Source organism: Ramlibacter albus (assembly GCF_014297445.1).
Classification (GTDB): domain Bacteria; phylum Pseudomonadota; class Gammaproteobacteria; order Burkholderiales; family Burkholderiaceae_C; genus Ramlibacter; species Ramlibacter albus.
The window spans coordinates 25,757-51,953 of the sequence record NZ_JACORU010000015.1 but is presented as its reverse complement, the minus strand read 5'-3'; the positions used below and the strand labels follow the sequence as shown (position 1 = coordinate 51,953).

Below are 26,197 nucleotides of genomic sequence, written 5' to 3'. Positions count from 1 at the left end.
GCATGAGTGCAGTCGCCGGAACCTACGAGGCGCCCGTCGAGCGCCGCCACCTCGAACTCGCGAAGGAGGACTGGATCGCCCGCGCCGTGCTGCTGGCGGTGTGCGGCTTTCTCGTGCTGTTCCTGCTCGCACCCATGGCCGCCATCCTGGTGCGCGCGGTGCAGGACGACAACGGCCACTTCATCGGCCTGGCCCACTTCATGGACTACCTCTCCACGCCCGCGCTCTTGCAGGCGATGTGGAACTCGGTGTGGGTCTCCGCCGTGGTGGTGTTGATTTCGGTGCCGCTGGCCTTCGTGTTCGCGTATGCGCTGCATCGCAGCTGCGCGCCCTTCAAGGGCACGTTCCGCCTCGTCGCGCTGATCCCGCTGCTGGCGCCGTCGCTGCTGTCGGCCATCGCGTTCATCCAGTGGTTCGGCAACCAGGGTGTGGCCAAGCCGCTGCTCACCGCGCTCGGTGTCGAGACGATCTACGGGCCGCTGGGCATCATCCTCGCGGAGGTCTACAACACCTTCCCGCACGCGCTGATGATCCTGCTCACGGCGCTGTCGCTCGCGGACGGCCGGCTCTACGAAGCGGCGGATTCGCTGGGCACGTCGAAGCTGCGCAAGTTCTTCACCATCACGCTGCCTTCTTGCAAGTACGGGCTGGTGAGCGCGGCCACCGTGGTCTTCACCTACGTGGTGAGCGACTTCGGCGCACCCAAGGTCATCGGCGGCAACTTCAACGTGCTGTCGGTGGACGTGTTCAAGCAGGTGGTGGGGCAGCAGCATTTCGGCCGCGGCGCGGTGGTGGGCATCATCCTGCTCATCCCATCCATCGTGTCGTTCTGCATCGACAGCCGCGTGCGCCGCAAGCTGCGCGCGCAGCTGTCGGCGCGTTCGGTGCCATTCGCGCCCCGGCCGCATCGCGTGTTCGATGCGCTGATGACGGCGTACTGCGCGCTGGTCTGCGCGGCGCTGCTGGCGGTGGTGGGCATGGCGATGTGGACGTCCCTCATCAAGTTCTGGCCCTACGACCTGTCGCTCACGCTGCGCCACTATGAATTCGCCCTCGTCGGCAGCGACCTCGCCTCCGCGTATGGCAACAGCCTCAAGCTGGCCTTCACGGTGGCCTTCGCCGGCACGGCCGTGGTGTTCATCGGTGCTTACCTCGCCGAGAAGACACGCGGGCTGGACATCGCGCGGCCGCTCTTCCACCTGCTGGCGATGCTGTCCATGGCGGTGCCGGGCCTCGTGTTGGGCCTCGGCTACATCATGTTCTTCAACCACCCGGGCAACCCCATGAACGGGCTGTACGGCGGCTTCGCGATCCTCGCGCTGTCGGTCATCGTGCACTACTACACGTCCAGCCACCTCACAGCCGTGACGGCGCTCAAGCAGATCGACAACGAGTTCGAGGCCGTATCGGCGTCGCTGCAGGTGCCGTTCTACGTGACGTTCTGGCGCGTGACGCTGCCGGTGTGCCTGCCGGCGTTGCTGGACGTGGCGCGCTACTACTTCGTCGTGTCCATGGCCACGCTGTCGGGGGTCGTCTTCCTGTACTCGCCGGACACGGTGCTGGCGTCGGTGGCGATCATGAACCTCGACGAAGCCGGCGAGATCGGCCCCGCGGCCGCGCTCGCGAGCCTCACCGTGCTGACCTCGGTGGCCGTGTGCCTCGTGTACGCGCTCGCCACCCGCGTCCTGCTCAGGAAAACCCAAGCCTGGCGCTACGGCCGCGGCTGAACCCCCATCCCAGAACGGAGACCCCCATGACCCCCTACCTCCTCACCCCCGGCCCCCTCACCACCTCGGCGCGCACCAAGGAAAGCATGCTGCGCGACTGGGGCTCGTGGGACGGCGACTTCAACCAGATCACAGCGCGCCTGCGCGAGGGCCTGCTGCGTATCGTGCACGGCGAGGGCACGCACGAGTGCGTGCCGCTGCAGGGCAGCGGCACCTTCGCGGTCGAAGCCGCCATCGGCACGCTGGTGCCGCGCAACGGCCATGTGCTGGTGCCGGTCAACGGCGCCTATTGCCAGCGCATCGCGAAGATCTGCAAGGTGCTCGGCCGCAAGCTCACCACCTTCGAGTACGCCGAGGACGCGCAGGTGCGCCCGGAGGACATCGACCGCCTGCTCGCCAAGGACCCGTCGATCACCCACGTGGCGCTGGTGCACTGCGAGACCAGCACCGGCATCCTCAACCCGCTGCACGAGATCGCGCTCGTCGCGCAGAAGCACGGCAAGGGCCTCATCGTCGACGCGATGAGCTCCTTCGGCGCGCTGGAGATCGACGCACGCCGCACGCCCTTCGACGCGGTGATCGCCGCCTCCGGCAAATGCCTCGAAGGCGTGCCCGGCATAGGCTTCGTGCTGGCGCGGCGCGAGGCGTTGCAAGCCAGCGAGGGCAACTGCCATTCGCTGGCGATGGACCTGTACGACCAGTGGGTCTACATGGGCAAGACGACGCAGTGGCGCTTCACGCCGCCCACGCACGTGGTGGCAGCGCTGGACTCCGCGCTGACGCAGTACTTCGAAGAGGGCGGCCTCGCCGCGCGCGGCGGCGCCTACCAGCGCAACTGCAAGGCGCTGGTCGAAGGCATGGCGAAGCTGGGGTTGCGCAGCTTCCTGCCCCCGGAAATCCAGGCGCCCATCATCGTCACCTTCCACGCGCCGGACGACCCCAAGTACGAATTCAAGCAGTTCTACAACGCGGTCAAGGCCCGCGGCTACATCCTCTACCCCGGCAAGCTCACCACCGTGGAAACCTTCCGCGTCGGCTGCATGGGCCAGCTGGGCGAGCGCGGCATGGAAGGCGCCGTGGAGGCCGTGCGCGACGTCCTGCATGCCATGGGCATCCGCACGCAGGCCGCCGAGGCCGTGCTTTAATCCCGCCATGCTCACGGTCAACGAGCGCAGCTACCGCCCGCCACGGCAACCCACCGTGGTGGTGTGCATCGACGGCAGCGAGCCGGACTACTTCGCGCAGGCCGTCGCCGCCGGCCGCATGCCCTGGCTGAAGCGCACGCTCGCCGAAGGCACCGGTCTCGTGGCCGACTGCGTGGTGCCCAGCTTCACCAACCCCAACAACCTGTCCATCGTCACCGGCGCGCCGCCCTCGGTGCACGGCATCTGCGGCAACTACCTGTACGACACCGCCAGCAATGCCGAAGTGATGATGAACGACCCCAAGTGGCTGCGCGCGCCCACGCTCCTCGCGGCGTTGGCCGAAGCAGGGCACAAGGTGGCCGTCGTCACCGCCAAGGACAAGCTGCGGCGCCTGCTGGGGCACGGCATGAAGGGCATCTGCTTCTCTTCCGAGAAAGCGAATGAAGCGACGGTGGCGGAGAACGGCATCTCCGAGGTGCTGAAGCTCGTGGGCATGCCCGTGCCCGACGTGTACAGCGCGGAGCTGTCGGAGTTCGTGTTCGCGGCCGGCGTGCAGCTGATGCGCACGCACCGGCCGCACGTGATGTACCTCTCCACCACGGACTACATCCAGCACAAGCACGCCCCCGGCACGCCCGGCGCGAACGACTTCTACGCGATGATGGACCGCTACCTCGGCCAGCTGGACGACATGGGCTGCGTGGTCGCGCTCACCGCCGACCACGGCATGAACGCGAAGGTGGGCATGGACGGCCAGCCGGACGTGATCTACCTGCAGGACTGGTTCGACGCGCGCATCGGCGCGGGCAAGGCGAGGGTGATCCTGCCGATCACCGACCCCTATGTCGTGCACCACGGCGCGCTCGGCTCGTTTGCCACCGTGTACCTGCCGCCCGTCAGCGCCGTCGCGCAACTGGTGGAGGAGCTTGCCCGCCTGCGCGGCATGGAAGCGGTGCTCACGCGCGAGGAAGCCGCGCGCCGCTTCGAGCTGCCCGCCGACCGCATCGGCGACCTCGTGTGCGTCTCCGAGCGCTTCACGGTCATCGGCACGTCGCACTCGCGCCACGACCTGTCGGGCCTGGACGCGCCGCTGCGCTCGCACGGCGGCATCAGCGAGCAGCGCGTGCCGCTGGTGGTCAACCGCAAGCTCACGGGCATCGACCCCAACCGCCGCTGGCGCAACTTCGACACGTTCGACCTCGTGTTGAACCACGTGGAGTGACCTGGGGCGTCGTAGCCGCCGTCCTCTTCGGCGCGCTGCTGCACGCCAGCTGGAATGCACTCGTCAAGTCCAGCACGGACAAGGCGCTGGACACCGCCGTCATCCACCTCGTGGGCACGGTCGTCGGCCTGCCGCTCGTGCTGTTCGCGGGCATCCCGCCTGCTTCGGCCTGGCCCTACATCGCCACCTCGGTGGTCATCCACATCGGCTACTACATCGCGCTCACCGGCGCGTACAAGCATGGCGACCTTGGGCTCACCTACCCGCTGATGCGCGGTGTGGGCCCGATGCTGGTGGCCACGTCGTCCGCATGGACGGTCGGCGAGACGATGTCGCCGCTGGCCTGGGCCGGCGTCCTCGGCGTGTGCGCGGGCGTGCTGGTGCTGGGCCTGTCGTCGCATGCGCTCGAGCGCCCCAAGGCCGTCGCCTTCGCGCTCTCCAACGCCGTGGTGATCGCGCTCTACACCGTCGTCGACGCGATCGGCGTGCGCGCGGCGGCGCGCGACGGCGGCTCCGCGCTGCAATACGTGTCGATGCTGTTCCTGCTGGATGGCTGGCCCTTCGGCCTGCTGGTGCTGTACCGGCGCGGGTTTGCCGTGGCGTGGCCGTATGCCAAGGCACGCGCACCCGTCGCCGTCGTCGGCGCGGCCGCATCGCTGGGGTCGTACGGCATCGCGCTCTGGGCGATGACACGGGCGCCCGTCGCCATGGTCGCCGCGCTGCGCGAGACCTCGGTGCTCTTCGCCGCGCTGATTGGCACCTGGTTCCTCAAGGAGCAGTTCACCGCGCGGCGGGCCGTCGGCACGGCGGTGATCGTCGCCGGCGTGGTGTCGTTGCGGTTGGGTTAAGCTTGCCCGCCATGACAACCTTCCTACGCATCGCGGCCGCCTCGGCCGGTGTCCTGGTGGCCTTGTCCGCCCAGGCACAGACGGAGATCTCCCGGAAAGACCGCTTCGGCCAGGTGATGCGCGTGGCGCTCCCCGCGGCTGCCATGGCGGTGGGTGTGTACCACGACGACATGGAGGGCGTGCGCCAGCTCGTGTTCTCCACCGCGCTGGCGGCAGGCAGCACCGAAGTGCTCAAGAAGCTGGTGCGCGAGGAGCGCCCCGACGGCCGCGAGAAGGACAGTTTCCCGTCCGGCCACGCCGCGGTCACGTTCGCCGCCGCCGGCTTCGTGCACCAGCGCTATTCGCTGCAGTGGGCGCTGCCGTTCTATGCGCTCGCCACGGCCACGGCGTACAAGCGGGTCCACACGCACAACCACTTCACCCGTGACGTCGTCGCCGGCGCGGCGGTGGGTGTGCTGTCGTCCTGGGCCTTCACCGGCCGCTACACCACGCCGCGTTCGACAGCCAGCATCGGCTACTTCGACAAGGCCGTGGTGCTGAACTACACGCACACCTGGTAGCGCCATGCGATGAGCCCCATCACGCACTTCCTGGTCGGATGGGTGGCTCTCGAGCGGCTGCAGGCGAGCCCGCGCGACAAGGCGCTGGTGGCGCTCGCGGGAGTCGCGCCCGACCTGGACGGCGTAGGCATCGTGGTGGACTTCGCGACCCGCACCTTCGGGTTGCCGGAGACCAACTACTACCAGGAATTCCATCGCATGTACGGCCACGGCTTGCCCGCCGCCGTCGTCATCGCCGCCATGTGCGCGGCGCTCGCCACGCGCCGCGCGATGGTGCTGGGTTGCGCCTTCGTGGCGGTGCACCTGCACTTCCTGTGCGACCTCATCGGCTCGCGTGGCTCCACGCCGCAGGACATCTGGGGCATCTACTACCTCGCCCCGCTGTCGCCCAAGCCCGAGTTCGCGTGGGCCGGGCAGTGGCCGCTGGTGGGCTGGCAGAACATGGTGATCACCGCGCTGCTGCTCGCATGGACTTTCGCGCGTGCCACGCGCACCGGCTACACCCCGCTCGCGCTGGTGAGCGCGCGGGCGGACGCCGAACTGGTGGCGACCTTGCGCCGCTGGCGGGGAGGGATCGGATGGTTGTGAAGACGTTCAACAGCGGCCGCATCCGCAAGGCCGACTACGACGCCGGCTCGAAGCAGCTGGACCTGCACTGGGACGACGGGCGCGTGCTGGCGTACAAGCATGTGCCGGAAGAGGTGTTCCGGCGGATGTGCGCGGCGCCGAATCCCACCACGTATTGGGAAGACCGGATCGCGGAGGAGTACCCGAAGGGCACGCCCAGGTCTTCGGGCGCGGGAGGCAAGCCCAAGGACCTGCGCGACCTGTTCGGTGGCGACGACGAATCCAAGTAAGGAGCACTGCGCCCATGCAGATCGACGACCTCGCCACCCTTCGCACCCTCTACGCGCAGCCACAACCGCGCGCCGTGCGCAAGGAAATCCCCGCGCTGGATGTGCATTGCCGCAACTTCATCGCGTTGTCGCCTTTCGTTGTGCTTTCCAGTTGCGACACGGAGTTCAACACCGATGCGTCACCGCGTGGCGGCGACCCCGGCTTCGTGAAGGTGGATGCCCAGGGGCGGCTGCTGATCCCCGATGCGCCGGGCAACAACCGGCTCGATACGCTGGAGAACATCGTTGCCACCGGCAAGGTGGGCCTGCTCTTCATGATCCCCGGCTTCGACGAGACGCTGCGCGTCAACGGCGATGCGGTGCTGGCCACCGCCGACGAGGACATCGCCGCCTGCACCAACGAGCGCCGCGCGCCCAAGCTCGTCATCCGCGTCACCGTCGCCGCGGCCTACCTGCACTGCGCGAAGGCTTTCCTGCGTTCGAAGCTGTGGTCGGAGTCGTCGAAGGTCGACCGCTCCTTCCTTCCAACGGCCGGCCAGATGATCAGCGAGCAGACCGGCATCCGCGTGGCGCCGGAGACGCGCGAGGAGATGGAGCGGCGGTACCAGCCGGACTTGTGAGGGGCTAACGCGCTGGCTCGAAAGTGTGCAACTGGATGTCGCCTTCGGGGAAGGCGGCGATCAGCTTCAATTCCCCACCAAGCGCACGTACGTATTGACGCAGCGTGCTCACGTACATGTCCTCCCGCTTCTCCAGCCGGGAGATAGCGGCCTGCTCCACTTGAAGCGCAGCGGCGAGTTGCGTCTGTGTCACATTGCGGCTCTTGCGCAACTCCTGCAGCTGCATCTCGACCAGCATCGCCTCCGCGCGGGCCGCCGCGCGTGCTTGCGCCTCGGGGGTCATCCTGGCGCGCAGTGCGCTGAACTTCTTAGCCATTGATCGACCCTTCCTTTCTCAACTCGTCCAGGTGGACGTCGTACAGCCTGTCCGCGACCGGCACGAACTTCTCGTACCAGCGGGCGTCGCCCGTCTTGTCACCCCCGATGAGCAGGATGGCGCACCTGCGCGGATCGAACGCATAGAGCACCCTGTAGGGCCGCCCTTCATGCTGGACCCGCAATTCGCGCATGTGGGGATGACGCGACTTGCCGATACCCGAGGAGTGCGGGTAACCGAGATTCGGCCCGCAAGCTTCCAGCAAGCGGACCGATGCATCCACGGATTCCCGCTCATCCCCTGAGAGCGTCGACCACCAGCTTTCGAGCTCGTCGGTGTATTCGACGTCCCATGACATCAACGAATTATGTCTTCGGAGGCATATGCTGTCAAGAGCATGTTGCTACGATCGCGGCTGATTGCGCAAGGACGCTCCATGACCCGAAAACTCGTCATCACCCTCGCCGCGCTGGTGTTCCTGCTCGTCCTTGCTTTCGTGCTCAACCCCTCGCCCGAGCGGCACCGCGCGAAGTTGAAAGAGACGATCGCGCAGCGCAGCCCGCTGGCGGGGGCGTTGGGCGTCGGGCAGCTCGCGGCATTTGCTTCGAACTACCACTCGTACGGCGTTGCCTCCACCACGACAGTGGGCGAGCGGACGATGACGTTCGGCACGATGGGAATGGTGTTCGTCGCGGATTAGGAGGTACCGTGGACAACGACATGCCCAGCAGGCGGGCGTTCATGGCCGCGGTGCTCATTCCGCTTGGCGCCTACGCGCAAGCTTCGCCGCGCCTGCCCAACGAAGTGCAGGTCTCGCCACTGCTCGTGACGTCCGGCCAGCCTCCCGCACGCGCCCTGGCGGCGCTCGGGGAGGCCGGCTTCCAGGCGGTGATCTACCTCGCGCCGAGTACCGTGCCGGACGCCGTCGCCGACGAACATGCGATCCTGCAGAAGCAGGGCATCGAGTTCGTGCACGTGCCGATACCCTTCGGCTCCCCCGAAGAGAAGCACTACCTCGAAGTCGCCGGCGCGCTCACCCGCCTTGCGGGCAAGAAGGTGCTGGTGCACTGCCAGGTGAACATGCGGGCGTCGACGATGATGTTCCTGTACCGGGTCATCGCCCTGCACGAGCCGCCCGAGCGCGCCTACGAAGCGGTTGCCCGCATCTGGTCACCGCGCGGCCCGTGGCGCGAGCTGATGGTGTCGCAGTTGCGCAAGCACGGGGTCGCATTCGAGCCCTATTGAGCCGGCTGAGGCTCTTTGTTAGGCTGCGCCGATGCGTCGCCGCACATTCATCACCGGTACGGCCGTGGCATCCATGGCAGGTGCGTTCGCGCAGGGCGTCGTACCGCGCCTCGTCATCCTGCGCCTCAGCCCGCCCCGCGCCTCGTACGAGCAGGAGTTCGTCGACGCATTACGCGACCTCGGCTTCGTCGACGGCAAGACGGTGCGGGTGACGGACGTCAATGCAGGCGGTGACGTCCAGCGCTTGACGACACTCGCCGTGGAGGTCGCGCAGTCGGCGCCGACCGTCATCTTCGCGCGGGGCAACCAGCCGCTGGCGGCCGCGCGCGCCGCGACGCGCACTGTTCCCATTGTCGCAGTCGACGATTCTTACGACCCAGTGAAGAGCGGCTTCGCCGCCAGCCTGTCGCGCCCCGGCGGCAACGTGACAGGCGTGTTCGTGGACGTGCCCGCCATCACGCGCAAACGCATGGAACTGCTCGCCGAAGTCGCGCCGAAGTTGTCGCGCATCGGTGTGCTGTCGGACCCCACGTCGTCCGGCCTGCAACGCGAAGTCGCCGAGTCGACCGTCCGCGTGCTGCGCAAGGAGCCGGTGCACATGGAGATCCGCTCCGGCGAAGAAATCGCCGGCGTGTTCTCGACAGCCGCCAGCCGGCGTGTGGATGCACTGCTGGTGCTGTCGAGCCAGACGCTGCGCGTGCACAGCCGCACCATCGCCGGCGCCGCCGTCTTCGCGAAGCTGCCGATGGTGGCCCCTTTTCGCGACTACCCGGAGGCAGGCGGGCTGATGTCCTATGGGCCGCACGTGGGGGCGTTGTACCGCCGCTGCGCCTCGCAACTCGCCAAGGTGATGCGCGGCACGAAAGTGGGCGACATCGCCATCGAACACCCGGACCGCTTCGACCTCGTGATCAACTCGCGCACGGCGGCGAGCTTCGGGCTGGCGATCTCGAAGGCGGTGCTGGCGCGCGCCGACGAGATCATCTCCTGACGCCGGTTGCGATGTGTTAGCGTATTTGCTAACATGACCGATGACTTTCGAGATCGAGTACTACCATGAACGCGTACTCGCAGGGATCGAAGCGTGGCCTGTCGATGTGCTTGCCGACTATGCGCGGGTTGTCGAGTTGCTCGTCGAGCATGGTCCGGACCTGCGGCTGCCTCACTCGCGCGCTTTCGGCGACGGCCTTTTCGAGCTTAGGGCGCGTGGACGTTCCGGGATCGGACGTGCGTTCTACTGCTTCGTCCTGGGCAGGCGCATCGTCATCCTCCACGGCTTCATCAAGAAGTCACAGGAGACACCCGCTCGGGAGTTGAAGTTGGCGCGCAAGCGCCTGAAGGAGTTGCAAGGTGGCTGATTTGAAGTACAAGCCGGTTCCGCACAAGCACCAGGACTTCCTGGACAAGGCCCGCGCACGCAAGGGCTTCTCCGAGGAGTACGACTCGCTGGCGCTCGAATATGAAATCGCCAGCCAGATGATCAAGGCGCGTGCCCGCGCAGGGCTCACCCAGGACGCGGTCGCCGAGAGGATGGGCACCACGAAGAGCGCCGTCTCGCGCCTGGAGGCCGCGGGCAAGCACGCGCCGTCGCTGGCGACGCTCAAGCGCTACGCGAGCGCGGTGGGCTGCGAGCTCAAGGTGAAGTTCGTGCCGCAGAAAGCCTAGCCGGCAGCGCTACGCTTTCCGGATCGCCCCCACCAGCGCCGGGTCCGCGGTCCCCAGCTTGCCCGTCTTCGCGACGATGCGCCCCTGCTTGTCCAGCAGGTCGATCGTGCTCGAGTGGTTGTACTCGCCGTTGGCAAGCTTGCGGTACTGGATGCCCAGCACGGCCGCGACCTTGCGCGCGGTGGCCTCGTCGGCACGGGCCAACACCCATTGCGCGGTGTCGGCCTGGCGCTGCACGGCCTGCTTCTTCAGCGCGGCGACGGTGTCGTGCTCGGGGTCGAAACTCACGAGCAGGATCTTCACCTTCGCGCGGTCCGCCGCCGGCAGCGCCTTCAGCGTGGCGTGCACGGTCTCGAAGATCATCGGGCAGACCATGTCGCACGACGTGTAGAACATCGTCGCGAGCACCGGCGCGCCCTGCAGCGAGGCGAGTTCGAAGGACTTGCCGTTCTGGTCCACCAGTTTCGCATCGAGGCGGTACACGGAGTCGCCGGGCAGTTCGGCGAAGGCCAGGCGGGGCGCCAGTGCGGCGGCGGCCAGCGAGATCAACCCGCGGCGCGTGATGTTGAAATCGTTCATGTCTTGCTTCCTTGTTTCGGCCGGACGCACCGGAACCCGAGGGTGCCCGTGGTGTCGGCGGCCTTGAGCGACGACAGCAGCGCGATGCGCATGAGCACGGCGTAGCTGTCGCGGTCGATGATGTTGAGCGCGCCCGACCCGCAGAACTTCAGGATGTCGGGGTCGCCCTGCGTGCGGCTGTCGCCCGCGATGAAAAGCGCGTTGAAGTCGTCCACCCACTCCCACACCAGTCCGTGCAGGTCGCGCACGCCGTAGCTGTTGGGCGCGCTGCCCACGTCGCCCAGCGCGGAGGTGGGCTTCTCGTACCACGAGAGGATCTGCTGGCGCCACGCCGGGTCGCTGCGCGCATCGCGGCGCGTTGCGTCGGCAGCCGCCGCGTACTCCCATTCGAGCCATGTCGGCAGCCGGCCGCCTTCGTCTTCGCAGAAGGCCTTGGCGGCGAACCAGCTCACGTCGGTGACGGGCGAGTGCGGCAGCATGCGCGCACCGGGAACGGCGGGGGACGACCAGTTGATCAGGTAGCGCTTGTCGGCGAAGAGCGCAGGTGCCTTGCCGCGCTGCCACTCGCGATGCTTCGCGGTGAACGCGGCGAACTCCTCCACGGTCACCGGCGTCGCACGCATCGCGAAGGGCGCGATGTCCACCGGCGACGACAGCGTCGGCACCGGCCCTTGCGGCAGCACGCTTTCGAAGCGGCCGCCCGGCAGGTCGACGTACTCGGCGGCGTGCGCGGCGCAGGCGGCGAACGCGACAACCAGGGCGGGCAGCAGTTTCACGACGCGGCTCCTTGTGTGCGAGGCGTTCAGTGCGTCTCCGCCGCCTTCGGCGCCGCAGCCGGCTTGATCGCGCGCTGCGCCTTCACATCCGCCGCCGACACGCTGCCGCCCTTGTTGCCCCAGCTGTTGAGGATGTACGTCATGATGTTCGCGACCTCGTCGTCGTTCAGCTGGTTCATCGGCGGCATCACCGAGTTGTATTCGGTGCCGTTCACCGTGACCTTGCCCGACAGGCCATTGAGCACCACGTCGATCGACTTCTTCACGTTGTCCAGGAAGTCGCTCTTCGCGAGCGGCGGGAACACGCCGGGCATGCCCGCGCCGTTGGCCTGGTGGCACACCGAGCAGGTGCCTGCGAAGAGCTGCTGGCCGGCCTTCACCTGGTCTTCGGGTGTGAGCTTGCCCGCGGCGGCGGCCTGCGTCGCCTGCGTCACGGCGGCCATGTTGGGCTGCGCGCGGTCGCCGAGATACACCGAGTCCACCTCCTTGCCGGAGTAGATGGCCTTGTTCTCCTTGCCCTCGATCTTCATGATCGCGAGCGCACCCTTGTTGAACGCGCGGAAGATGCTGTGGTCCACCAGCACGTAGCTGCCCGGCACGATGGCGCGGAACTTGACGATGGCCGAGCCGCCCGCGGGCACGACCGTGGTCTGCACGTTCTTCTGGATGTTGGTGCCGCCCTCGTAGCGCACCTCGTCGAAGATCGCGCCGATCACGTGGAAGCTGGACACCAGGTTCGGGCCGCCGTTGCCGACGTACAGGCGCACCGTCTCGCCGACCTTGGCGGTGATGGCCTTGTCCCCCGCCACCGCGCCTTCGGCGCCGTTGAACACGACGTACGTGGGCTGCTCGGCAATGGCCTTCTCCATGTCGAACGGCTGCAGGCCCTTCTCGCGGTACTTGCCCGTGGTGTAGAAGTCGCCCTGCATGATGTAGTACTCCTTGTCCACCTTGGGCATGCCGCCCGGCGGCTCGACGAGGATGAGGCCGTACATGCCGTTGGCCACGTGCATGCCCACCGGCGCCGTGGCGCAGTGGTACACGTACAGGCCTTCGTTGAGCGCCTTGAAGGTGAATTGCGACTCGTGGCCCGGCGCCGTGAAGCTGCTGGCCGCGCCGCCGCCCGGGCCGGTGACGCCGTGCAGGTCGATGTTGTGCGGCATCTTGGACGAGGGGTGGTTCTTCAGGTGGAACTCCACCGTGTCGCCCTGGCGCACGCGGATGAAGCTGCCCGGCACCGTGCCGCCGAAGGTCCAGAAGGTGTAGTTCACGCCTTCGGAGATCTGCATGGTCTTCTCGACCACTTCGAGATCGACGATCACCTTGGCCGGGTAGTTGCGGTTGGTGGGCGGCGGCACGTGCGGCGGGCTGGTGAGGACGGCCTTGATCGGCTTGCCGCGCGGCGGGCCGAAGTCGCCGGGGATCTTGGGGCCGGCGGCCTGCACCAGCAGCGGCAGGCACAGCGCCGCCACCGTGGCGAGGAATCTGAGGGACTTCATGAGGGCTCCTTGGAAGATGCTTTTTGGATGCACCTATCCTAGGAACCGGGCCCCCTGCGGGCCTTGAGGAATGTCAAGGACTCAGGCGGCGGCCGCGTACGCGAGCGCCAGCTCACCGTCCACGGCGGGCTCCAGGATGTCCTCCAGCAGCGGCAGCAGCGCCATGGTCTCCTTCTGGATGTGCGCCACCTGCCGCTCCACCAGTTCGAGCGTGACGATGCGCAGCCGGTCCCACGACTCCTCGTCGATCCGGCCCTCGGCGAGCGTGCGCACCAGCGGCAGCAGCTCGGCGACCACGTCCCGGATGGCGTCGTGTTCCTCCAGCAGCAGGGCGGCGATGGCGCCATCCCCCGCATCGGCCACGAGCGGGAAGAGCGCTTCTTCCTCGAAGTCGAAGTGGCGCGCGATGTCGTGTTCCATAGCGTGCGCGAACTGCCGCAGCAGCGTCGTGAGGTCGCCGGTCGCCGAAGGCGCCCGCGCGATGGCGTTTTCCATGCGGCCGAGGAGCTCCAGGTTGGCGCGGTGCTCCTCGTCGAGGATGCGCGCCGTCTGCGTGGTGTGCGTCATAGTGGTATCAAGATTCCGGAATTGTTCGCAACGCGGCTTTGCGTTGCGTCAAGGGCGGGTGGTGCGCAGGCGGGCGAGTAGCCGCGCGTAGAAGAGCGCGAAGCCCACCGCGCCCACGGTGCCGGCCAGGGCGCCGGCCCTCACGAGCCATGTGCTGTCGAAGGCAAGGGCCCCCGCGAGAAGCGCCAGCGCGGCGAAGTGCCCGCGGAAGTGCACCTTCAAAGCCTTCACGTCGGTGAGGCCCGCTGCCGTCGGGCCGCGCCTGCGCCCCGACGCCGCGTGCAGCGATGCGAGGAAGGGCAGGATGCGCTGCATGAAGCCGAGCACGACGCCGAGCAGCCACGCGAGCAGGGCGAGCGCGAACCAGCCCGGCGCATGGGGCACGGGCAGGCCGGTCCACAGCACGCCGCCGAAGACGAGCGTCGCGAGCAACGCGGCCCAGCCGGACTTCACCATCGTGAACGAGGGGCCGAGTTCGCGGCGCAGGCCGCTCGCGAGCACGCCGCGCATCAGGTGCAGGTGCAGCAGCACGCCGGTGGTGCCGGCGGCCCACGCGAGAGCGCCCAAGCCCGCCGCTTCCGGCCACAGGATGGCGCCGATGGCCGCGAGGATGCCCAGCGCCAGCAATGCGCCGCTGGTGAGCTGCGCCGCTTCGCGCGGCGGCTCACCCAGCGCGAACATCGGCACGAGCACGTAAGCGAGCCCGGCCGAGAGCAGCCCCATGAAGCCGTACGGCGCCAGCACGAGGTGCAGGGGCACGAGCACCGCGCGCGATGGCGCCTGCCAGCCGAGCCAGCCTGCAACCAGCAGCAGTGCGGTGGCGAGCAGGAGGAACAGCGAGACCAATGCGGCCCATGCATGCGCGACGACGCCCGGCATGCCCCGCGCGCACCACAGGTGGCGCGCTGCAAGGATGCCCCAGGCCGCGAGCGCCAGCACCACCGGCACGGCACCCACCGCGATCCATGCGGGTTGCGCCAGCCCCATGCCGGCGGCGAGCACCGCGACACCCGGCGCATACGCACGCCACACCCATGCGAGCCAGTTAGCGCCGACGGGTTGCTGGCGCGTGGCCACGGGCAGCAGTTGCGCTCCCGCGCCGAGCGCCGTCATGCCGAACACACCCAGCGTCAAGAGGTGCAGGGCCGCCAGTGGCCAGCCGAGGCCGCCGCGGAACGCGAGAAGGTCATCCGCGCTCACCAGCAACGCGAGCCACGCCAGCAGGTGGAAGGCGGCCGCCGCGCCGAAGTAGCGCAGCGGGATCGCCGCAGGCAGCAGCCGCCCGCTCGCCCCGCCGAGGAAGGTGCCGCCGACGCTCATCGCGCCGCCCGCAGGCGCAGCCGGACCTCGTCGGCCTCCGGCTCCAGGGGGTCGGCCCGCCAGCCGATCTCGTCGAGCTCGGGGTAGAGCAGCACCGGGTCGCGGTCGAGGTGCACGACTAGGGATTCGCCGGGCGCCAGCATGCCGATCCGCTTGAGGATGGTGACCAAGGGGCGCGGCGGCGGCAGCCCGCGCACGTCGAGGTGCCGCTCGCCGGCCTCGCGCCACTCGCGCTCGTCTTCGATCACGAGAAGGCGAGCTCCACCGCGGGCGCCTCCAGTCGCGTCACCATGCCCGGCGGCGACAGCACGCAACTGCCGCCTCGGCGCAGGACGCGCAGGACGCCCGACACCGTGCTCACTCGCGTGCCGCGCGCCGGCCCGTCGAGCGCGGTCTCGCCGGCATGCAGCAATGCGAATCCATGGGGCAGCAGGCGCGCACCCCCGCCCGCGGACGTGCGAGGCTCGGTCCAGCAGGCCGGCGAGGTCTCGCGCAGCGCAACCGGCTCGGCCGCCTCCGCATCCTGCAGGTACCAGCGCCACTCGGCGATCGTCACCACGCTGTCGCGCCACGCATTGGCGTAGCCCGCGCGGCTGTCGTCGAGGATGAAGCGGCTGGGTGCCTGCGTGTCCCACGCATGGCCGACGGTGCCCGTGCGCGTGCGAGCGAGCGGCACCGGCACCGCGCCGGCCCAGATGGCGCCGAGGAATGCCACGGTGCGCTCGATGCCGTGCGTGCCGCGCAGCATCACCACCTCGCCGCGGTGCACGCCGCAGTCGAGCCATGCGCCGGCAGCTTGCGCCACGGCCAGGCGCAACTGCGCGTAGCTGAGGGTGTGCGTTCCATGGGCCAGGGCCGTGCGGCCGGGCAGGCCGCGCGCGAGCAGCAACGCCGCGGCGTTGATGCGGTGGGGTTCCATCGCCTTCACTTCTTCCGTCATGGTGCAAGCTCCCTGAGCAGCCGCTGCGCGAGCGCGCAGGCGGCTTCCCGGCGGTAGTGCGAGGGCGCGGCCGTGGTCCGCATCGGGCCCGCCTGCTGCGCCACCAGCTTCTTCAGCTGTTTGGATGTCGATTCGTCCACGGGTGCGCCCACCAGCGCGTTCGTGCCTTCGAGCAGCAACGGCAGCGAGTTGGTGCCCGCCACCGCGACCTTCAGCTCGCGCAACACGTTGCCTTCGAATCTCGCCGCCACGGCCACGGCCGCGAGCGGGAAGTCGATGCCGCCACGGCCACGTACCTTGCCGTACACCATCGGTGCGCCACGCGCGGCCGCCGGCAGCACCACGCGCGTCACCAGCTCGCCCGGCTGCAGCGTGAGGTGCGCGGCGCCGTCGTCGCGATACAGCTGCACGAGCGGCACCGTTCGCGAGCCTTGCGGCCCCAGCAGTTCCACCTGCGCACCTGCCACCAGCAGCACGGGCGCAAGGTCCGAGCAGAACGCCGCGTGGCAGCGGTTGCCCTGCGGCGCCACATGGCAGCTCGTGCCTTCGCGCTTGAGGCAGCCGCCGTTGGCCGCGCGCCACCACTCGCCCTGGTTGTAGAAGACGCAGCGCGTGTCCTGGCACAGGTTGCCGCCGACGGTGGCGGCGCTGCGGTGGCCGCTGGCTGCAACCGCACGCACGGCCTCCACCAGCGCGGGGAAGGCGGCGGCGACCTGCTCGTCGGCCGCGAGCTGCGCGAGGCGGCAGGCCGCGCCGATGGAACAGCGGCCGTCCGGCAGCCAGCGCAGGTCGCGCAGCTCGGGCACGGCGGCGATCGAGACGAGGGCGGACGGGTCCAGCACGCCGCGCCGCATGTTGGGCAGCAGGTCGGTGCCGCCGGCGAGCAGGCGTGCACCTGCATTGCCGCCCAGCAGCGACGCCGCCTCGACGGCCGAGGCCGCGCGGTACAGCACGAAATCGCTCAAGGCTTGCATCAGGCAGGCTCCTTCACGCGTGGCGCGGCGGCCTGCCGCTTGCGCGCGCGCTCGCGTTCGCGCAGCGCCTGCAGGATGCGGTCGGGCGACATGGGCAGGGCATCGAGGCGCAGGCCGAGTGCGTCCGCGATGGCATTCGCCACGGCGGGTGGGCAGCCGTGCAGCGCGCCCTCGCTGCCTTCCTTGGCGCCGAAGGGGCCGAGCGGGTCCATGCTCTCGATGAGCGTCACCTCGATCGGCGGCGACTCCGCCATCGTCGCGATGCGGTAGTCGAGGAAATTGGCGCGCAGCGGCAGGCCTTCGTGGTACTGCGTTTCCTCGGCGAGGGCCTGGCCCAGGCCCATCCACACCGCGCCCTGGATCTGCCCCTCGAGCGCGAGCGGGTTGATGGCGCGGCCGCAGTCCTGCGCCACCCAGATCTTCTCGACGTGGACTTGGCCGGTGTCTTCGTCGATGCGCACCTGCGCCACCTGCGCGGCATAGCTGAAGCCGGCCGTGGAGCCGACCGCGGCGCCGCGGAACTTGCCGCCCTGCGTTTCGGGCGGCGTCGACCAGGTGCCCTTGACGGTGATCGTGCCGCTTTCCGCCAGCGCCGCCTGCACGCATTGCGCGAACGGCAGTTCCTTCTCGCCGGCGCGGCAGGTCTCGCCGTGCCACTCGACGGCTTGTACATCGGTGCCGAAGCGTTTCGCCGCGGCCTCGACCAGCAGCCGCTTCAGCGCCTCCGCCGCTCGCAGTGCCGCATTGCCGACCATGAACGACACACGCGACGAATACGAGCCGTTGTCCTTGGGCGTGAGCGCGCTGTCGGTGCACACCACGCGGATGCGCACGAGCGGCAGCTGCATGACCTCGGCCACCACTTGCGCGAGCAGGGTGGTGGAGCCCTGGCCGATGTCGGAAGCACCCGTGAGGATCGTGATGCTGCCGTCGAAGTCCAGCTTCAGGTTCACCACCGCATGCGGCTCGCCGGTCCAGTGCACCGGCTTGGCCGAGCCGCTGACGTAATGCGAGCACGCGAGGCCGAGGCCCACGCCGGCCGGCAGCTCGCCGTGGCGCTCGCGCCAGCCCGAGGCGCGCTCGACGGCGTCGAGGCATTGCGCGAGGCCGTACGAGTTCACCTGAAGGTCGTTGAGCGTGCGGTAGGGCGCCTCGATGAGGTTGGCGCGGCGCAGCTCGAACGGGTCCATGCCGAGTTGTTCGGCGGCGTCGTCCAGCAGCGACTCGACGGCGAAACGCACGTTCACCGCGCCGTGGCCGCGCATCGCACCGCAGGGTGGCAGGTTGGTGTAGACGCGCCAGCCGCGGTAGCGCACGGCCCGCACCTTGTAGAGGGCGTGCAGCAATGCGCCCGCGTAGAGGATGGTGACGAGCCCATAGCCGCCGTACGCGCCGCCGCGCTGCGTGACGCGCGCGTCGATGGCCGTGATCTCGCCGTTGCGCCGCACGCCGATCTTCAGCGTCACTTCGCTGTGCGGCCGGCCGCGGTGCGTGAGGAACACTTCCTCGCGGGTGAGCTCCAGTTTCACCGTGCAGCGCGCGGCTCGCGCGAGCGCCGCCGTGACCATCTCGAAGTTGAGGGGCTCCACGCGGTGCCCGAAGCCGCCGCCCACGAAAGGCTTGACGACGCGCACCTGCGATTCGTCCAGGCCGAGCGTCTGCGCGAGCGTGAGGTGCAGGTAGTAGGGCACCTGCGTGACGGAGTGGACCGTGAGGCGCTGCGCCTCGGGCTCCCATTGCGCGACGGTCGCGTTCAGCTCGATCTGGCCGTGCGCGATCTCGCCGCATTCGAAGTGGCGCTCCAGCACGCGGTCGGCCGCGGAGAAGGCGGCGTCCACGTCGCCGAAGTCCTGCTCGACCAGGCGCTCGAGGTTGCCGGGGCGGTCGTCGTGCAGCAGCACCGCGTCGGCGGCGCGGGCCTCGGCAGCGGTGAAGTACTCGGGCAGTTCCTCGAGTTCGACTTTGACGGCGGAGATGGCAGCTCGTGCACTTGCTTCGTCGTCGGCCGCGACGGCGAACAGCGGCTCGCCTCGATACCGCACCTTGCCGCGCGCGAGCGGCCATTCGTTCTGCGAGATCGGGATCACGCCATAGGGCGCTGCGAAGTCCTCGCCGGTGATCACGGCGTGCACGCCGGGCAGCTCCAGAGCGGCGCTCCTGTCGATCGAAACGATGCGCGCATGTGCCACCGGGCTGCGGTGGATGCGGCCCACGAGCGCAGGGCCGAGCGGCAGGTCGGCCGTGTAGCGCGCGCGGCCCGTGACTTTCTCGACGCCGTCGATCAGCGGTGTGCGCACGCCGATGTTCATGGCCGCGCCTCCGCAGCCGCCTGCACGGCCTCGACGATCTTCACGTAGCCCGTGCAGCGGCACAGGTTCCCGGCCATGGCCTCGCGAATCTCCGCTTCGCTGGGCTTCGCTTCGCGGCGCAGCAGCGCTTCCGCGGCCATCACCATCCCGGGCGTGCAGTAGCCGCACTGGGCACCCAGCTTCTCGTGGAAGGCGCGCTGCACGGCGCTGAGCTCCCCGCCGCGCGCCTGCCCTTCGATCGTCTCGATGGCGCTGCCTTCCACCGTCGCCGCGAGCGTGATGCACGCCAGCCGCGGCTGCCCGTCGACGATCACTGTGCAGGCACCGCACTCGCCGCCGTCGCAGCCCTGCTTGGTGCCGGTCAGGCCCAGCATTTCGCGCAGCACCTCCAGCAGGAGTGCGCTGTCGCGCGCGGCGATCTCGCGCAGCCGCCCATTCACTTTCAGCTTCAGCAACCGGGTTGGCATCACAGCTCCTTGGGCCGCAGGTCGCGCACCCTGACGGCCTTGCCTTGCGAACGCGCGATGGTCCCCGGCGCCACCACGGCCACGTCGGTCGTGATACCCACATGGACCTTCACGTGGTGGACCACCTCGCGCGCGAGATGCGCGTAGGTCTCGCTGTCCACGCCCGGGTGCGCTTCCACCTCGATGCGCACCGTGTCGAGCACGCCTTCGCGCTGCACCACCAGCTGGTAGTGCGGCGCCAGGTGCGAGCGGCCCACCAGCACGGCCTCGATCTGCGACGGGTACACGTTGACCCCGCGGATGATCAGCATGTCGTCGTTGCGCCCCGCGATGCGCAGGATGCGCGCATGGGTGCGGCCGCAGTCGCACCGCTGCGTGGTCATGCGCGTGATGTCGCGCGTGCGGTAGCGCACCATCGGCAGCGCTTCCTTGGTGAGCGTGGTGATCACCAGCTCGCCCGCCTGCCCTTCGGGCACGGGCTCGCCCGTCTCGGGATCGATCACCTCGAAAAGGAAGTGGTCCTCCCAGGCGTGCAGCCCCTGGCGGCAGTCGCATTCGCACGCGACGCCGGGGCCCATGATCTCGGACAGTCCGTACACGTCGATGGCCACCAGCCAGAGCTGCGCCTCGATCTCGTTGCGCATCGCCGCGCTCCACGGTTCGGCGCCGAACAGCCCGATGCGCAAGGGCCCGCGCGCGAGGTCCACGCCCTGTTCGCGCGCTGCCTCGGCGATCGCGAGCGCGTACGAAGGCGTCGCGCACAGCACCGTCGCCCCGAAATCCTGCAGCAGCGTCACCTGCCGCTCGGTGCCGCCGCCCGAGACCGGCACCACGACGGCGCCCAGCCGCTCGGCGCCGTAATGCGCGCCCAGCCCGCCGGTGAAGAGCCCGTAGCCATAGGCGTTGTGCACGATGTCCCCGGGCCGCACGCCGGCCGCGTACATCGACCGCGCCATCAGGTCCGACCAGTTCGCGAGGTCGTCGCTCGTGTACGCCACCACCGTTGGCTTGCCGGTGGTGCCGGACGATGCGTGCAGCCGCGCCAGCTGCTCGATGGGCCGCGCGAACAGGCCGAAGGGGTAGTTGTCGCGCAGGTCGGCCTTGGTGGTGAAGGGCAGCTGCGCCACGTCTTCCAGGTGCACGACGTCGGCCGGGCGAACGCCGGCCTCGGCGAAGCGGCGCCGCACCGCCGGGACATTGGCGTATGCGTTCGCGAGCGTCTCGCGCAGGCGCTGCAGCTGGGCGTCCACGATCGCGTCGCGGGACAAGGTTTCGACCAGCGGGTGCAAGTAGCGCACGTTGCCGCGGCTGTCCAGGGGGCTCGCTGCGTCCATCGTCGTCCTCGTCTCCTCGTCGTTGTTGCCTCAGGGGGCGGTGCGCGGCACGCCCCGCACCGGCATGCGCGGCAGGGCGATGCCGTGGTGGTGGCCGGCCCGCGTGACCAGCGTGAACTTGAAAGCCGCTCCCGTCGCCACGGCGAGTGCGCCGGCGGCCGCGAGCGTGGCAGCGGCAGGCGCGGGCGACAGCGAGCCCGCGATGCGCAGGGCCAGCAGCGCGAGCGGCAGTGCCGTGCCGGCCCACTGCAGCAGCGCGCCGTTGCGGTCGATCACCCGCAACGCAGCCGCAGGCGCGTCGGCCTGCAATTGCAGCCGCCAGTAGCGCCACAGCAGCCAGCGCACGAGCACCAGCGTGCCCAGGCCCCATGCGAAGCGCTCGGGCAATTCGTTCCACGCGGCGAGCGCGCAGAACAGGCCGGCACCCTCGGCCAGCCCTGTCGCAACGAGCAAGGCCACTGCGGTGCCGCCCCGCCATGCGGGGATGGCCTGCGCGGCGCCGAGGATGTTCGCCTGGCAGAAGAGGAAAACCACCGCGGCCACTGCCATCGGCATGGCCAGCCCTCTCACGCCGAACACGAACGCCGCACCCAGAGCGAACAGCACGGCACCCGCCAGCGCCTCGCGCGACATCCACGAGCGGCGCAGGTGGAAGAACACGTTGAGCGCGCGCATCGGCTTGCCGATCTCGAACCACACGCACACGAGCCCCAGCCCGACCAGCGCGAGGCCCACTGCTGCGAGCAACGGGGCTTCGGCACGTTCGCCCGCGTGCAGCCCCGCGCAGGCCGCGAGCGCCGAACCCGCGCCGCCGAACACGAAGTTGCCGGCCGCGCGCCAGTCCCAGTGCTGCTGGTGCTTCTGCAGGTGCCGTGGTGCGGTCATGGCTTGCGGTCCCACAGGTAGTAGAAGCCCGGGCCGGTGCCCAGCTCCTCGTTGATGCGGAAGTGCTGGTTCTTCTCCAGCAGCCGCGACACGTTGCTCTGCGGGTCCTCGAGGTCGCCGAACGCCAGCGCTTCCGCGATGCACGCATTCACGCAGGCGGGTGTCGCGTCAGGGTCCACGCCGGGCTTCTGCCCGCGCGCGATGCCGTTGTCGATGCGCTCCACGCAGAACGTGCACTTGGTGGACACCTCGCGCCGCGCTTCGTCGTCGCGCACCGCCTCGTTGTCGATCGGTTGCGCACCGTAGGCGAACGCACCGGCCGGCGCCTTGCTGCGCGCCTGGTAGGGGCACGCCACGGTGCAGTACGCGCAGCCGATGCACAGGTCGTAGTCGATGGTGACGATGCCGTCGGCGCGCTTGCGCGTGGCGGTGGTGGGGCACACCGGCAGGCAGGCGGGCTCGTCGCAGTGCTGGCAGCCCATGGGCACGAAGGCGCGCTGCACGTCGGGGTACTCGCCCACTTCCACGTCCAGCACGCGCCGCCACTGCACGCCGGGGGGCGTGGCGTTGGCGTGCTTGCACGAGGCCGTGCAGGTTTGGCAGCCGACGCAGCGGCGCAGGTCTGCGACCATGGACCAGCGGGTCATTTGGGTTGCTCCGGCGCGTGGGCTCGGTTTTTTGGGGCGTCCGTAAGCGTAGTCTCGGTTTCGCCATGCATATGTGCGTTGCTCTCCCCATCCCTCCCCCCGCCCTCCCTTCCCCTCCGGGAAAGAGAGGGAGCTAAATCGGACAGCCGATTTGGGCTCGTCTGAACGGACAAGGCCAAATCGGGAGACGTCGGGCGGTGCTCGGACGCCGTTAGCGCTATCGGCGAGATCCGGGTCCACACGTTGCTGGGTGCTACCCAGCCTAAGAAGATGATGCGGTGACGAGAGGACGCTGGCTTAGGCTGCGTAGCACGCAGCAAACTGTCCGCTCGGGTCTTGCCGATAGCGCTAGCAGTGTTCGCCCGCCCCCCGACGTCTCCCGATTCGGCCCTCACAGTTTTGACGAGTCCAAATCGGCTGTCCGGCTTAGCTCCCTCTTCTCCCCGGAGGGGAGGGGAGGGCGGGGGGAGGGATGGGGAGAGCAACGCACATAAGAATGGCGAAACCGTGACTACGCTTACGGACGCTCCCTTCACAACCGCGACAGCGAGCTTCATCACAACTCCTCGCGCCGCAGGCTCACGCGCACAAGATCCGCCCCCGACCCGGTGGCATCAGTCAGGTCCAGCGACATCGACGCCAGCTCGTTCAGGCTGGCAAGCCCGAAGTCCTTCGCCCCCGGTGTCGCCCAGTGCCCGAACTGCCCGATGGCCAGCAACGTGTCCGGCCGGATGCCCTGCCGCAGCACGGCGCGGCCGCTCACCTTGCGCGCCGGCGTGGCCACCTCGATGGGGTCGCCGTCCTCGATGCCGAGCTCCTGCGCCCGGCGCGTGTTGATGATCACGCCACGGTGGCCGGCGATGTTGTCCGCCACTTCCTTGATCATCTGCATGCCCACGTTGCCGCCCCACGCGTACTGCATGCTGCGCGCGGTGAGCAGCCAGAACGGGTACTCGGCCGGCTGGCCGCCGTCCTCGCGCACCTGCGCAACCCACGGCGCGGCGAAGTCCTTGCACTTCGGCAGCGCCTGGTATTCGCCCAGCTGTGTGTCCCACCAGTGCATGTCGTTCTCGTGCAGGCGGCGGCCGAGCTCGGCGCCCACGCGCGCGAGGCGCTCCTGGTAGGGCAGCTCGAAACGCAGCTTGCGCGCCACCATCGTGGGGTACAGGTACCAGTTGATGCGCGGGTAGGGCCGTGTCGCCACGCCCGCCTGCTTCCACCAGTCGAGGCCGTGCGCAGCCTTGCCGTCGGAGACCTCGGCGCTTGCGGCCCGGCAGATGGCGTCCCAGATCGTGTCGCGGTCGTGGTGCCGCGCGTCCAGCGAGAAGTCGCCGTGCACGCCCTTGAGCGGGATGCCGCCCGCGCCCTTGTTGATGGCGGCGATATAGCCGGGGGTGAGGCCCGTGCGTTCGGCGAGGTCGCTGGCGACATCGGTGAAGTCGCGCGCCTGCCCGCGCGTGGCGACGGCGGGCTGCCGCAGCGCGAAACCTTCATGGTCCCAGAACTGCTCGACGTATTTCGTGCCGCCCACGCGGATCAGCTGCAGGCTCTCGAGATCGGTCGCGTCGGGCAGCAGGATGTCCGCGAAGTGGTTGGTCTCGTCGCGCGTGTAGGCAAAGGCCACCACGAACGGGAAGCGCGCCATCTTGTCCGCGAGGCCCGGCGTGTCCCAGAACGAGATCGCGGGGTTGGTGCGGTACACGAACCACACGTCCGGCAGCGTCACGCGCGGCAAGCCATGCGGCGTGGCGTCGAGGAACATCCACGAGAAGTGCGTGGGCCCGAGCGCCTGGCTCCACGGGCCGTCGCCCGCCAGCGGCACCATCGTGCGGTAGGCGTTGCGGATGTTCGGCCTGGCGGACCACTTCTCCTTGTCCGTGGGGTTCAGCGGGAAGTTCATGAACCCGTCCGGGCCGGGCTTCACGCTTTCGAGCCGCTGCGCCATCGGCCGCGCGAGGCGCACCGTGGTGCCGATGGTGCCGCCCGGCACTTCCAGCGCGCCGACCAGCGTGGCGAGCACCGTGCGCGCCCAGCAGCATTCGAAGCCGCCCCAGCCATTGTTGACGGTCTTGCCGAGGCTCACCGCAACGGGGCGGTAGGGCAGCGTCTGCCCGTCGATCTCGATCGTCTGGCCGACGCATGCGTGCTCGATGTACTCGTGCGCCACCTGCCGGATCGTCGCGGCGGGCACGTCGCAGGCCTGCTGCGCCCACTCGGGCGTGTACTGCTGCATGTGTTCGACCATGCAGGTGAAGGCGGTGCGGCCTTCGAGCAGGCCTTCGCCCAGCACTTCGTCGTCGGGGCCCACTTCCAAGGCGTCCACCGCGTAACGGCCTTCGAGTGCCTCTCGCAAGCCGGCCGCATCGTGCGGCAGCGCCATGCCGGTCGCCGTGTCCCACACCAGCGGCTTGCGCGTGGCGCGGTCGCGCAGGTAGTAGCCGTTGGGGCCCACGAGGTACGGCGAGCCGGTGCGCTGCGCGAGGAAGGTGAGGTCGAGCGAATCGCGGTTCACCTCGTGCAGCAGCACGTGGATCAGCGCGAAGAGGAAAGCCGCGTCGGTCTTCGGCCGGATCGGCACCCATTGCGCCGAGCAGGCGCCGGTCACCGACAGGTGCGGCTCCACCTGCACGCGCTTCATGCCCCGCGCGCGAGCGCGCGAATGGCGCCACACACCGGCGACGCCGCCCGAGGCCTCGATGTTCGAGCCGCAGGAGATCAGGTAGTTGCACAGCGGCGTGTCGGGCGCCACGATGAAGGCGCGGTGCCAGAACTCGCCGTACAGGTGCTCCGAGTGGTAGCACTTGACGCCTTGCCCCGAGCCGAAGCCCATGTCCACCGGGCCCCACGCCGCGAGGAAGGCCGGGAAGGTGCCCATGTACGACTGCGGCGTGCCACCGCCGCCGAAGCTGGCGGCCACGCGCGGGTAGCCCGATTCGTCCGTGAGCCCTTCCTTGCGGATCGCGTTGAGGTGCGCCGCGATGGTCGTCATCGCCTCGTCCCACGAGATCGGCACGAAGCGCGGGTCCTCGCCGCGGCCCTTGCGCGGGTTGGTGCGCTTCATCGGCGTGAGCACGCGGTTGGGGTTGTACGTCTTCTGCACCAGGCCGTAGGCCTTGACGCACACCTTGCCGCCGCCGGGGTGGATGCCCGCCGCGCAGAAATTCGGCTCGACCTCGGTCGCCACGCCGCCTTCCACCTTCACGGTGAGCAGGTCGGGGCCGGCCACGCACTGGTAGCAGTAAGTGGGGACCTTGCGCGTGGCGAACTCGGCGCTCATGCGATACCGGCTTTCTGTGCCTTGGCTGCCAGGCGTTGCTCGGTCTTCGCCACGTCGACGATGAAGCGATGGTGCGTGGCCTTGCAGATCGGCTCCACGCTGTCGCTGCCCGTCACCGCGAACTTCGCCGCGCGGCCTTCGAGCGCGACGAGCTCGACGTCCAGCGCGACCGGCATGCCCAGCAGCGTGGCAGCGAGGTGGTCCAGCTCGATGCGCGTGCCGACGGAGTCCTCGCCCGCATCGAGGTGCTTGAGCAGCAGCTCACGGCAGGCGATCTCCACGTCTCGAACGAGCATGGGCGTGGCGTAGACGCGGGCCTTCTCGCCCATGAAGTCGATGGTGCGGCCCTGCGTGACCGCGAAGTTGACGGTGTGGCGCAGGCCGGGCTGGAGCGTGGGTTTCATCGGTTTCCTCGTCG

30 protein-coding genes are annotated in these 26,197 nt (G+C 69.2%); 13 read left to right on the top strand and 17 right to left on the bottom strand.

The window, feature by feature from the left end; translation table 11 throughout:
* The first annotated feature begins 2 nt into the window (after positions 1 to 2).
* The 8 genes from H8R02_RS27100 to H8R02_RS27065 are packed head-to-tail and all read left to right on the top strand — an operon-like array spanning position 3 to position 6,979.
* Positions 3 to 1,727, top strand: coding sequence for a putative 2-aminoethylphosphonate ABC transporter permease subunit (locus tag H8R02_RS27100; protein WP_187084648.1), 1,725 nt, complete (start codon positions 3 to 5; stop codon positions 1,725 to 1,727).
* Between the two features lie 26 nt (positions 1,728 to 1,753).
* Positions 1,754 to 2,872, top strand: a complete 1,119-nt coding sequence (locus H8R02_RS27095) for a 2-aminoethylphosphonate--pyruvate transaminase (RefSeq protein ID WP_187084647.1) — start codon at positions 1,754 to 1,756, stop codon at positions 2,870 to 2,872.
* Positions 2,873 to 2,879: 7 nt separating this feature from the next.
* Positions 2,880 to 4,094 (top strand): phosphonoacetate hydrolase, encoded by a 1,215-nt coding sequence (gene phnA, locus H8R02_RS27090; RefSeq protein ID WP_187084646.1) that lies wholly within the window; start codon positions 2,880 to 2,882, stop codon positions 4,092 to 4,094.
* The gene (locus H8R02_RS27085) at positions 4,091 to 4,942 is read left to right on the top strand and encodes an EamA family transporter (RefSeq protein WP_187084645.1); all 852 of its coding nucleotides are present in this window, start codon (positions 4,091 to 4,093) and stop codon (positions 4,940 to 4,942) included. The genes phnA and H8R02_RS27085 overlap by 4 nt, the downstream gene beginning before the upstream one ends.
* An 11-nt stretch (positions 4,943 to 4,953) precedes the next feature.
* Positions 4,954 to 5,502 carry a phosphatase PAP2 family protein gene (locus tag H8R02_RS27080; RefSeq protein WP_187084644.1) on the top strand — a complete coding sequence of 183 codons (549 nt, stop codon included), beginning with the start codon at positions 4,954 to 4,956 and terminating at the stop codon, positions 5,500 to 5,502.
* A 9-nt stretch (positions 5,503 to 5,511) separates the two neighbouring features.
* Positions 5,512 to 6,090 carry a metal-dependent hydrolase gene (locus H8R02_RS27075; protein ID WP_187084643.1) on the top strand — a complete coding sequence of 193 codons (579 nt, stop codon included), beginning with the start codon at positions 5,512 to 5,514 and terminating at the stop codon, positions 6,088 to 6,090.
* Complete coding sequence (locus tag H8R02_RS27070) at positions 6,087 to 6,359, top strand: KTSC domain-containing protein (RefSeq protein ID WP_187084642.1); 273 nt, start codon at positions 6,087 to 6,089, stop codon at positions 6,357 to 6,359. The genes H8R02_RS27075 and H8R02_RS27070 overlap by 4 nt, the downstream gene beginning before the upstream one ends.
* A 14-nt stretch (positions 6,360 to 6,373) precedes the next feature.
* Entirely contained in the window at positions 6,374 to 6,979 is a 606-nt protein-coding gene (locus tag H8R02_RS27065) for an MSMEG_1061 family FMN-dependent PPOX-type flavoprotein (protein WP_187084641.1), read from the top strand.
* Between the two features lie 4 nt (positions 6,980 to 6,983).
* Here the strand turns inward: H8R02_RS27065 and H8R02_RS27060 are convergent, their stop codons facing one another.
* Together H8R02_RS27060 and H8R02_RS27055 are read right to left on the bottom strand one after the other, a co-directional pair.
* Positions 6,984 to 7,295, bottom strand: coding sequence for a helix-turn-helix domain-containing protein (locus tag H8R02_RS27060; RefSeq protein ID WP_187084640.1), 312 nt, complete (start codon positions 7,293 to 7,295; stop codon positions 6,984 to 6,986).
* Positions 7,288 to 7,653 carry a type II toxin-antitoxin system RelE/ParE family toxin gene (locus tag H8R02_RS27055; protein ID WP_187084639.1) on the bottom strand — a complete coding sequence of 122 codons (366 nt, stop codon included), beginning with the start codon at positions 7,651 to 7,653 and terminating at the stop codon, positions 7,288 to 7,290. The genes H8R02_RS27060 and H8R02_RS27055 overlap by 8 nt, the downstream gene beginning before the upstream one ends.
* Positions 7,654 to 7,731: 78 nt before the next feature.
* On the opposite strand from H8R02_RS27055, the gene H8R02_RS27050 reads away from it, so the two are divergent.
* From H8R02_RS27050 to H8R02_RS30575, 5 genes are read left to right on the top strand one after another with little or no spacing between them, the layout of a single operon-like run.
* Positions 7,732 to 7,995, top strand: coding sequence for a hypothetical protein (locus H8R02_RS27050; RefSeq protein WP_187084638.1), 264 nt, complete (start codon positions 7,732 to 7,734; stop codon positions 7,993 to 7,995).
* An 8-nt stretch (positions 7,996 to 8,003) separates the two neighbouring features.
* Positions 8,004 to 8,540 (top strand): protein tyrosine phosphatase family protein, encoded by a 537-nt coding sequence (locus H8R02_RS27045; protein ID WP_187084637.1) that lies wholly within the window; start codon positions 8,004 to 8,006, stop codon positions 8,538 to 8,540.
* A gap of 31 nt (positions 8,541 to 8,571) precedes the next feature.
* Positions 8,572 to 9,531, top strand: a complete 960-nt coding sequence (locus H8R02_RS27040) for an ABC transporter substrate-binding protein (RefSeq protein WP_187084636.1) — start codon at positions 8,572 to 8,574, stop codon at positions 9,529 to 9,531.
* A gap of 40 nt (positions 9,532 to 9,571) precedes the next feature.
* Positions 9,572 to 9,898 carry a type II toxin-antitoxin system RelE/ParE family toxin gene (locus H8R02_RS27035; RefSeq protein WP_187084635.1) on the top strand — a complete coding sequence of 109 codons (327 nt, stop codon included), beginning with the start codon at positions 9,572 to 9,574 and terminating at the stop codon, positions 9,896 to 9,898.
* Complete coding sequence (locus tag H8R02_RS30575; RefSeq protein ID WP_187084634.1) at positions 9,891 to 10,205, top strand: helix-turn-helix domain-containing protein; 315 nt, start codon at positions 9,891 to 9,893, stop codon at positions 10,203 to 10,205. Before H8R02_RS27035 ends, H8R02_RS30575 begins: the two co-directional genes overlap by 8 nt.
* A 9-nt stretch (positions 10,206 to 10,214) precedes the next feature.
* Here the strand turns inward: H8R02_RS30575 and H8R02_RS27025 are convergent, their stop codons facing one another.
* The 15 genes from H8R02_RS27025 to H8R02_RS26955 form a co-directional block, all read right to left on the bottom strand.
* The gene (locus H8R02_RS27025) at positions 10,215 to 10,784 is read right to left on the bottom strand and encodes an SCO family protein (RefSeq protein WP_187084633.1); all 570 of its coding nucleotides are present in this window, start codon (positions 10,782 to 10,784) and stop codon (positions 10,215 to 10,217) included.
* Positions 10,781 to 11,560 carry a formylglycine-generating enzyme family protein gene (locus H8R02_RS27020; protein ID WP_354004982.1) on the bottom strand — a complete coding sequence of 260 codons (780 nt, stop codon included), beginning with the start codon at positions 11,558 to 11,560 and terminating at the stop codon, positions 10,781 to 10,783. The genes H8R02_RS27025 and H8R02_RS27020 overlap by 4 nt, the downstream gene beginning before the upstream one ends.
* Positions 11,561 to 11,586: 26 nt before the next feature.
* The gene (nirK, locus tag H8R02_RS27015; protein ID WP_187084632.1) at positions 11,587 to 13,059 is read right to left on the bottom strand and encodes a copper-containing nitrite reductase; all 1,473 of its coding nucleotides are present in this window, start codon (positions 13,057 to 13,059) and stop codon (positions 11,587 to 11,589) included.
* An 81-nt stretch (positions 13,060 to 13,140) separates the two neighbouring features.
* On the bottom strand, positions 13,141 to 13,626 hold the full coding sequence (locus H8R02_RS27010) for a hemerythrin domain-containing protein (RefSeq protein ID WP_187084631.1): 486 nt from the start codon (positions 13,624 to 13,626) through the stop codon (positions 13,141 to 13,143).
* 48 nt (positions 13,627 to 13,674) lie between these two features.
* Complete coding sequence (locus H8R02_RS27005) at positions 13,675 to 14,946, bottom strand: hypothetical protein (RefSeq protein WP_187084630.1); 1,272 nt, start codon at positions 14,944 to 14,946, stop codon at positions 13,675 to 13,677.
* Positions 14,943 to 15,194 carry a DUF2249 domain-containing protein gene (locus H8R02_RS27000; RefSeq protein ID WP_187084629.1) on the bottom strand — a complete coding sequence of 84 codons (252 nt, stop codon included), beginning with the start codon at positions 15,192 to 15,194 and terminating at the stop codon, positions 14,943 to 14,945. The genes H8R02_RS27005 and H8R02_RS27000 overlap by 4 nt, the downstream gene beginning before the upstream one ends.
* A complete protein-coding gene (locus H8R02_RS26995) occupies positions 15,191 to 15,886 on the bottom strand; it encodes an AMP-binding protein (protein ID WP_187084628.1) in 696 nt (231 codons plus the stop codon). The genes H8R02_RS27000 and H8R02_RS26995 overlap by 4 nt, the downstream gene beginning before the upstream one ends.
* On the bottom strand, positions 15,883 to 16,860 hold the full coding sequence (locus H8R02_RS26990; protein ID WP_187084627.1) for an FAD binding domain-containing protein: 978 nt from the start codon (positions 16,858 to 16,860) through the stop codon (positions 15,883 to 15,885). The genes H8R02_RS26995 and H8R02_RS26990 overlap by 4 nt, the downstream gene beginning before the upstream one ends.
* Positions 16,860 to 19,169, bottom strand: coding sequence for a 4-hydroxybenzoyl-CoA reductase subunit alpha (hcrA, locus tag H8R02_RS26985; protein ID WP_187084626.1), 2,310 nt, complete (start codon positions 19,167 to 19,169; stop codon positions 16,860 to 16,862). Before hcrA ends, H8R02_RS26990 begins: the two co-directional genes overlap by 1 nt.
* Entirely contained in the window at positions 19,166 to 19,636 is a 471-nt protein-coding gene (locus tag H8R02_RS26980) for a (2Fe-2S)-binding protein (RefSeq protein WP_187084625.1), read from the bottom strand. The genes hcrA and H8R02_RS26980 overlap by 4 nt, the downstream gene beginning before the upstream one ends.
* Positions 19,636 to 20,970, bottom strand: coding sequence for a phenylacetate--CoA ligase family protein (locus H8R02_RS26975; RefSeq protein WP_187084624.1), 1,335 nt, complete (start codon positions 20,968 to 20,970; stop codon positions 19,636 to 19,638). The genes H8R02_RS26980 and H8R02_RS26975 overlap by 1 nt, the downstream gene beginning before the upstream one ends.
* Before the next feature lie 30 nt (positions 20,971 to 21,000).
* Positions 21,001 to 21,855, bottom strand: a complete 855-nt coding sequence (locus H8R02_RS26970; RefSeq protein WP_187084623.1) for a DmsC/YnfH family molybdoenzyme membrane anchor subunit — start codon at positions 21,853 to 21,855, stop codon at positions 21,001 to 21,003.
* Complete coding sequence (locus H8R02_RS26965; RefSeq protein ID WP_187084622.1) at positions 21,852 to 22,502, bottom strand: 4Fe-4S dicluster domain-containing protein; 651 nt, start codon at positions 22,500 to 22,502, stop codon at positions 21,852 to 21,854. The genes H8R02_RS26970 and H8R02_RS26965 overlap by 4 nt, the downstream gene beginning before the upstream one ends.
* A 556-nt stretch (positions 22,503 to 23,058) precedes the next feature.
* Positions 23,059 to 25,779: a molybdopterin-dependent oxidoreductase gene (locus H8R02_RS26960; RefSeq protein WP_187084621.1), complete on the bottom strand. Its 2,721-nt coding sequence runs from the start codon at positions 25,777 to 25,779 to the stop codon at positions 23,059 to 23,061.
* Complete coding sequence (locus tag H8R02_RS26955; protein WP_187084620.1) at positions 25,776 to 26,183, bottom strand: thioesterase family protein; 408 nt, start codon at positions 26,181 to 26,183, stop codon at positions 25,776 to 25,778. Before H8R02_RS26955 ends, H8R02_RS26960 begins: the two co-directional genes overlap by 4 nt.
* Between the last annotated feature and the right edge of the window lie 14 nt (positions 26,184 to 26,197).

Coding starts and splice junctions, on each gene's coding strand:
- H8R02_RS26965 (WP_187084622.1), bottom strand. CDS start 22,502: ATGACCCGCTGGTCCATGGTCGCAGACCTGCGCCGCTGCGTCGGCTGC.
- H8R02_RS27010 (WP_187084631.1), bottom strand. CDS start 13,626: ATGACGCACACCACGCAGACGGCGCGCATCCTCGACGAGGAGCACCGC.
- H8R02_RS26970 (WP_187084623.1), bottom strand. CDS start 21,855: ATGACCGCACCACGGCACCTGCAGAAGCACCAGCAGCACTGGGACTGG.
- H8R02_RS27005 (WP_187084630.1), bottom strand. CDS start 14,946: ATGAGCGTCGGCGGCACCTTCCTCGGCGGGGCGAGCGGGCGGCTGCTG.
- H8R02_RS26990 (WP_187084627.1), bottom strand. CDS start 16,860: ATGCAAGCCTTGAGCGATTTCGTGCTGTACCGCGCGGCCTCGGCCGTC.
- H8R02_RS27025 (WP_187084633.1), bottom strand. CDS start 10,784: ATGAACGATTTCAACATCACGCGCCGCGGGTTGATCTCGCTGGCCGCC.
- H8R02_RS27040 (WP_187084636.1), top strand. CDS start 8,572: ATGCGTCGCCGCACATTCATCACCGGTACGGCCGTGGCATCCATGGCA.
- H8R02_RS27055 (WP_187084639.1), bottom strand. CDS start 7,653: ATGTCATGGGACGTCGAATACACCGACGAGCTCGAAAGCTGGTGGTCG.
- H8R02_RS27080 (WP_187084644.1), top strand. CDS start 4,954: ATGACAACCTTCCTACGCATCGCGGCCGCCTCGGCCGGTGTCCTGGTG.
- H8R02_RS27060 (WP_187084640.1), bottom strand. CDS start 7,295: ATGGCTAAGAAGTTCAGCGCACTGCGCGCCAGGATGACCCCCGAGGCG.
- H8R02_RS26955 (WP_187084620.1), bottom strand. CDS start 26,183: ATGAAACCCACGCTCCAGCCCGGCCTGCGCCACACCGTCAACTTCGCG.
- phnA (WP_187084646.1), top strand. CDS start 2,880: ATGCTCACGGTCAACGAGCGCAGCTACCGCCCGCCACGGCAACCCACC.
- H8R02_RS27050 (WP_187084638.1), top strand. CDS start 7,732: ATGACCCGAAAACTCGTCATCACCCTCGCCGCGCTGGTGTTCCTGCTC.
- nirK (WP_187084632.1), bottom strand. CDS start 13,059: ATGAAGTCCCTCAGATTCCTCGCCACGGTGGCGGCGCTGTGCCTGCCG.
- H8R02_RS26995 (WP_187084628.1), bottom strand. CDS start 15,886: ATGACGGAAGAAGTGAAGGCGATGGAACCCCACCGCATCAACGCCGCG.
- H8R02_RS27095 (WP_187084647.1), top strand. CDS start 1,754: ATGACCCCCTACCTCCTCACCCCCGGCCCCCTCACCACCTCGGCGCGC.
- H8R02_RS26975 (WP_187084624.1), bottom strand. CDS start 20,970: ATGGACGCAGCGAGCCCCCTGGACAGCCGCGGCAACGTGCGCTACTTG.
- hcrA (WP_187084626.1), bottom strand. CDS start 19,169: ATGAACATCGGCGTGCGCACACCGCTGATCGACGGCGTCGAGAAAGTC.
- H8R02_RS27100 (WP_187084648.1), top strand. CDS start 3: ATGAGTGCAGTCGCCGGAACCTACGAGGCGCCCGTCGAGCGCCGCCAC.
- H8R02_RS26960 (WP_187084621.1), bottom strand. CDS start 25,779: ATGAGCGCCGAGTTCGCCACGCGCAAGGTCCCCACTTACTGCTACCAG.
- H8R02_RS27035 (WP_187084635.1), top strand. CDS start 9,572: ATGACTTTCGAGATCGAGTACTACCATGAACGCGTACTCGCAGGGATC.
- H8R02_RS26980 (WP_187084625.1), bottom strand. CDS start 19,636: ATGCCAACCCGGTTGCTGAAGCTGAAAGTGAATGGGCGGCTGCGCGAG.
- H8R02_RS27075 (WP_187084643.1), top strand. CDS start 5,512: ATGAGCCCCATCACGCACTTCCTGGTCGGATGGGTGGCTCTCGAGCGG.
- H8R02_RS27065 (WP_187084641.1), top strand. CDS start 6,374: ATGCAGATCGACGACCTCGCCACCCTTCGCACCCTCTACGCGCAGCCA.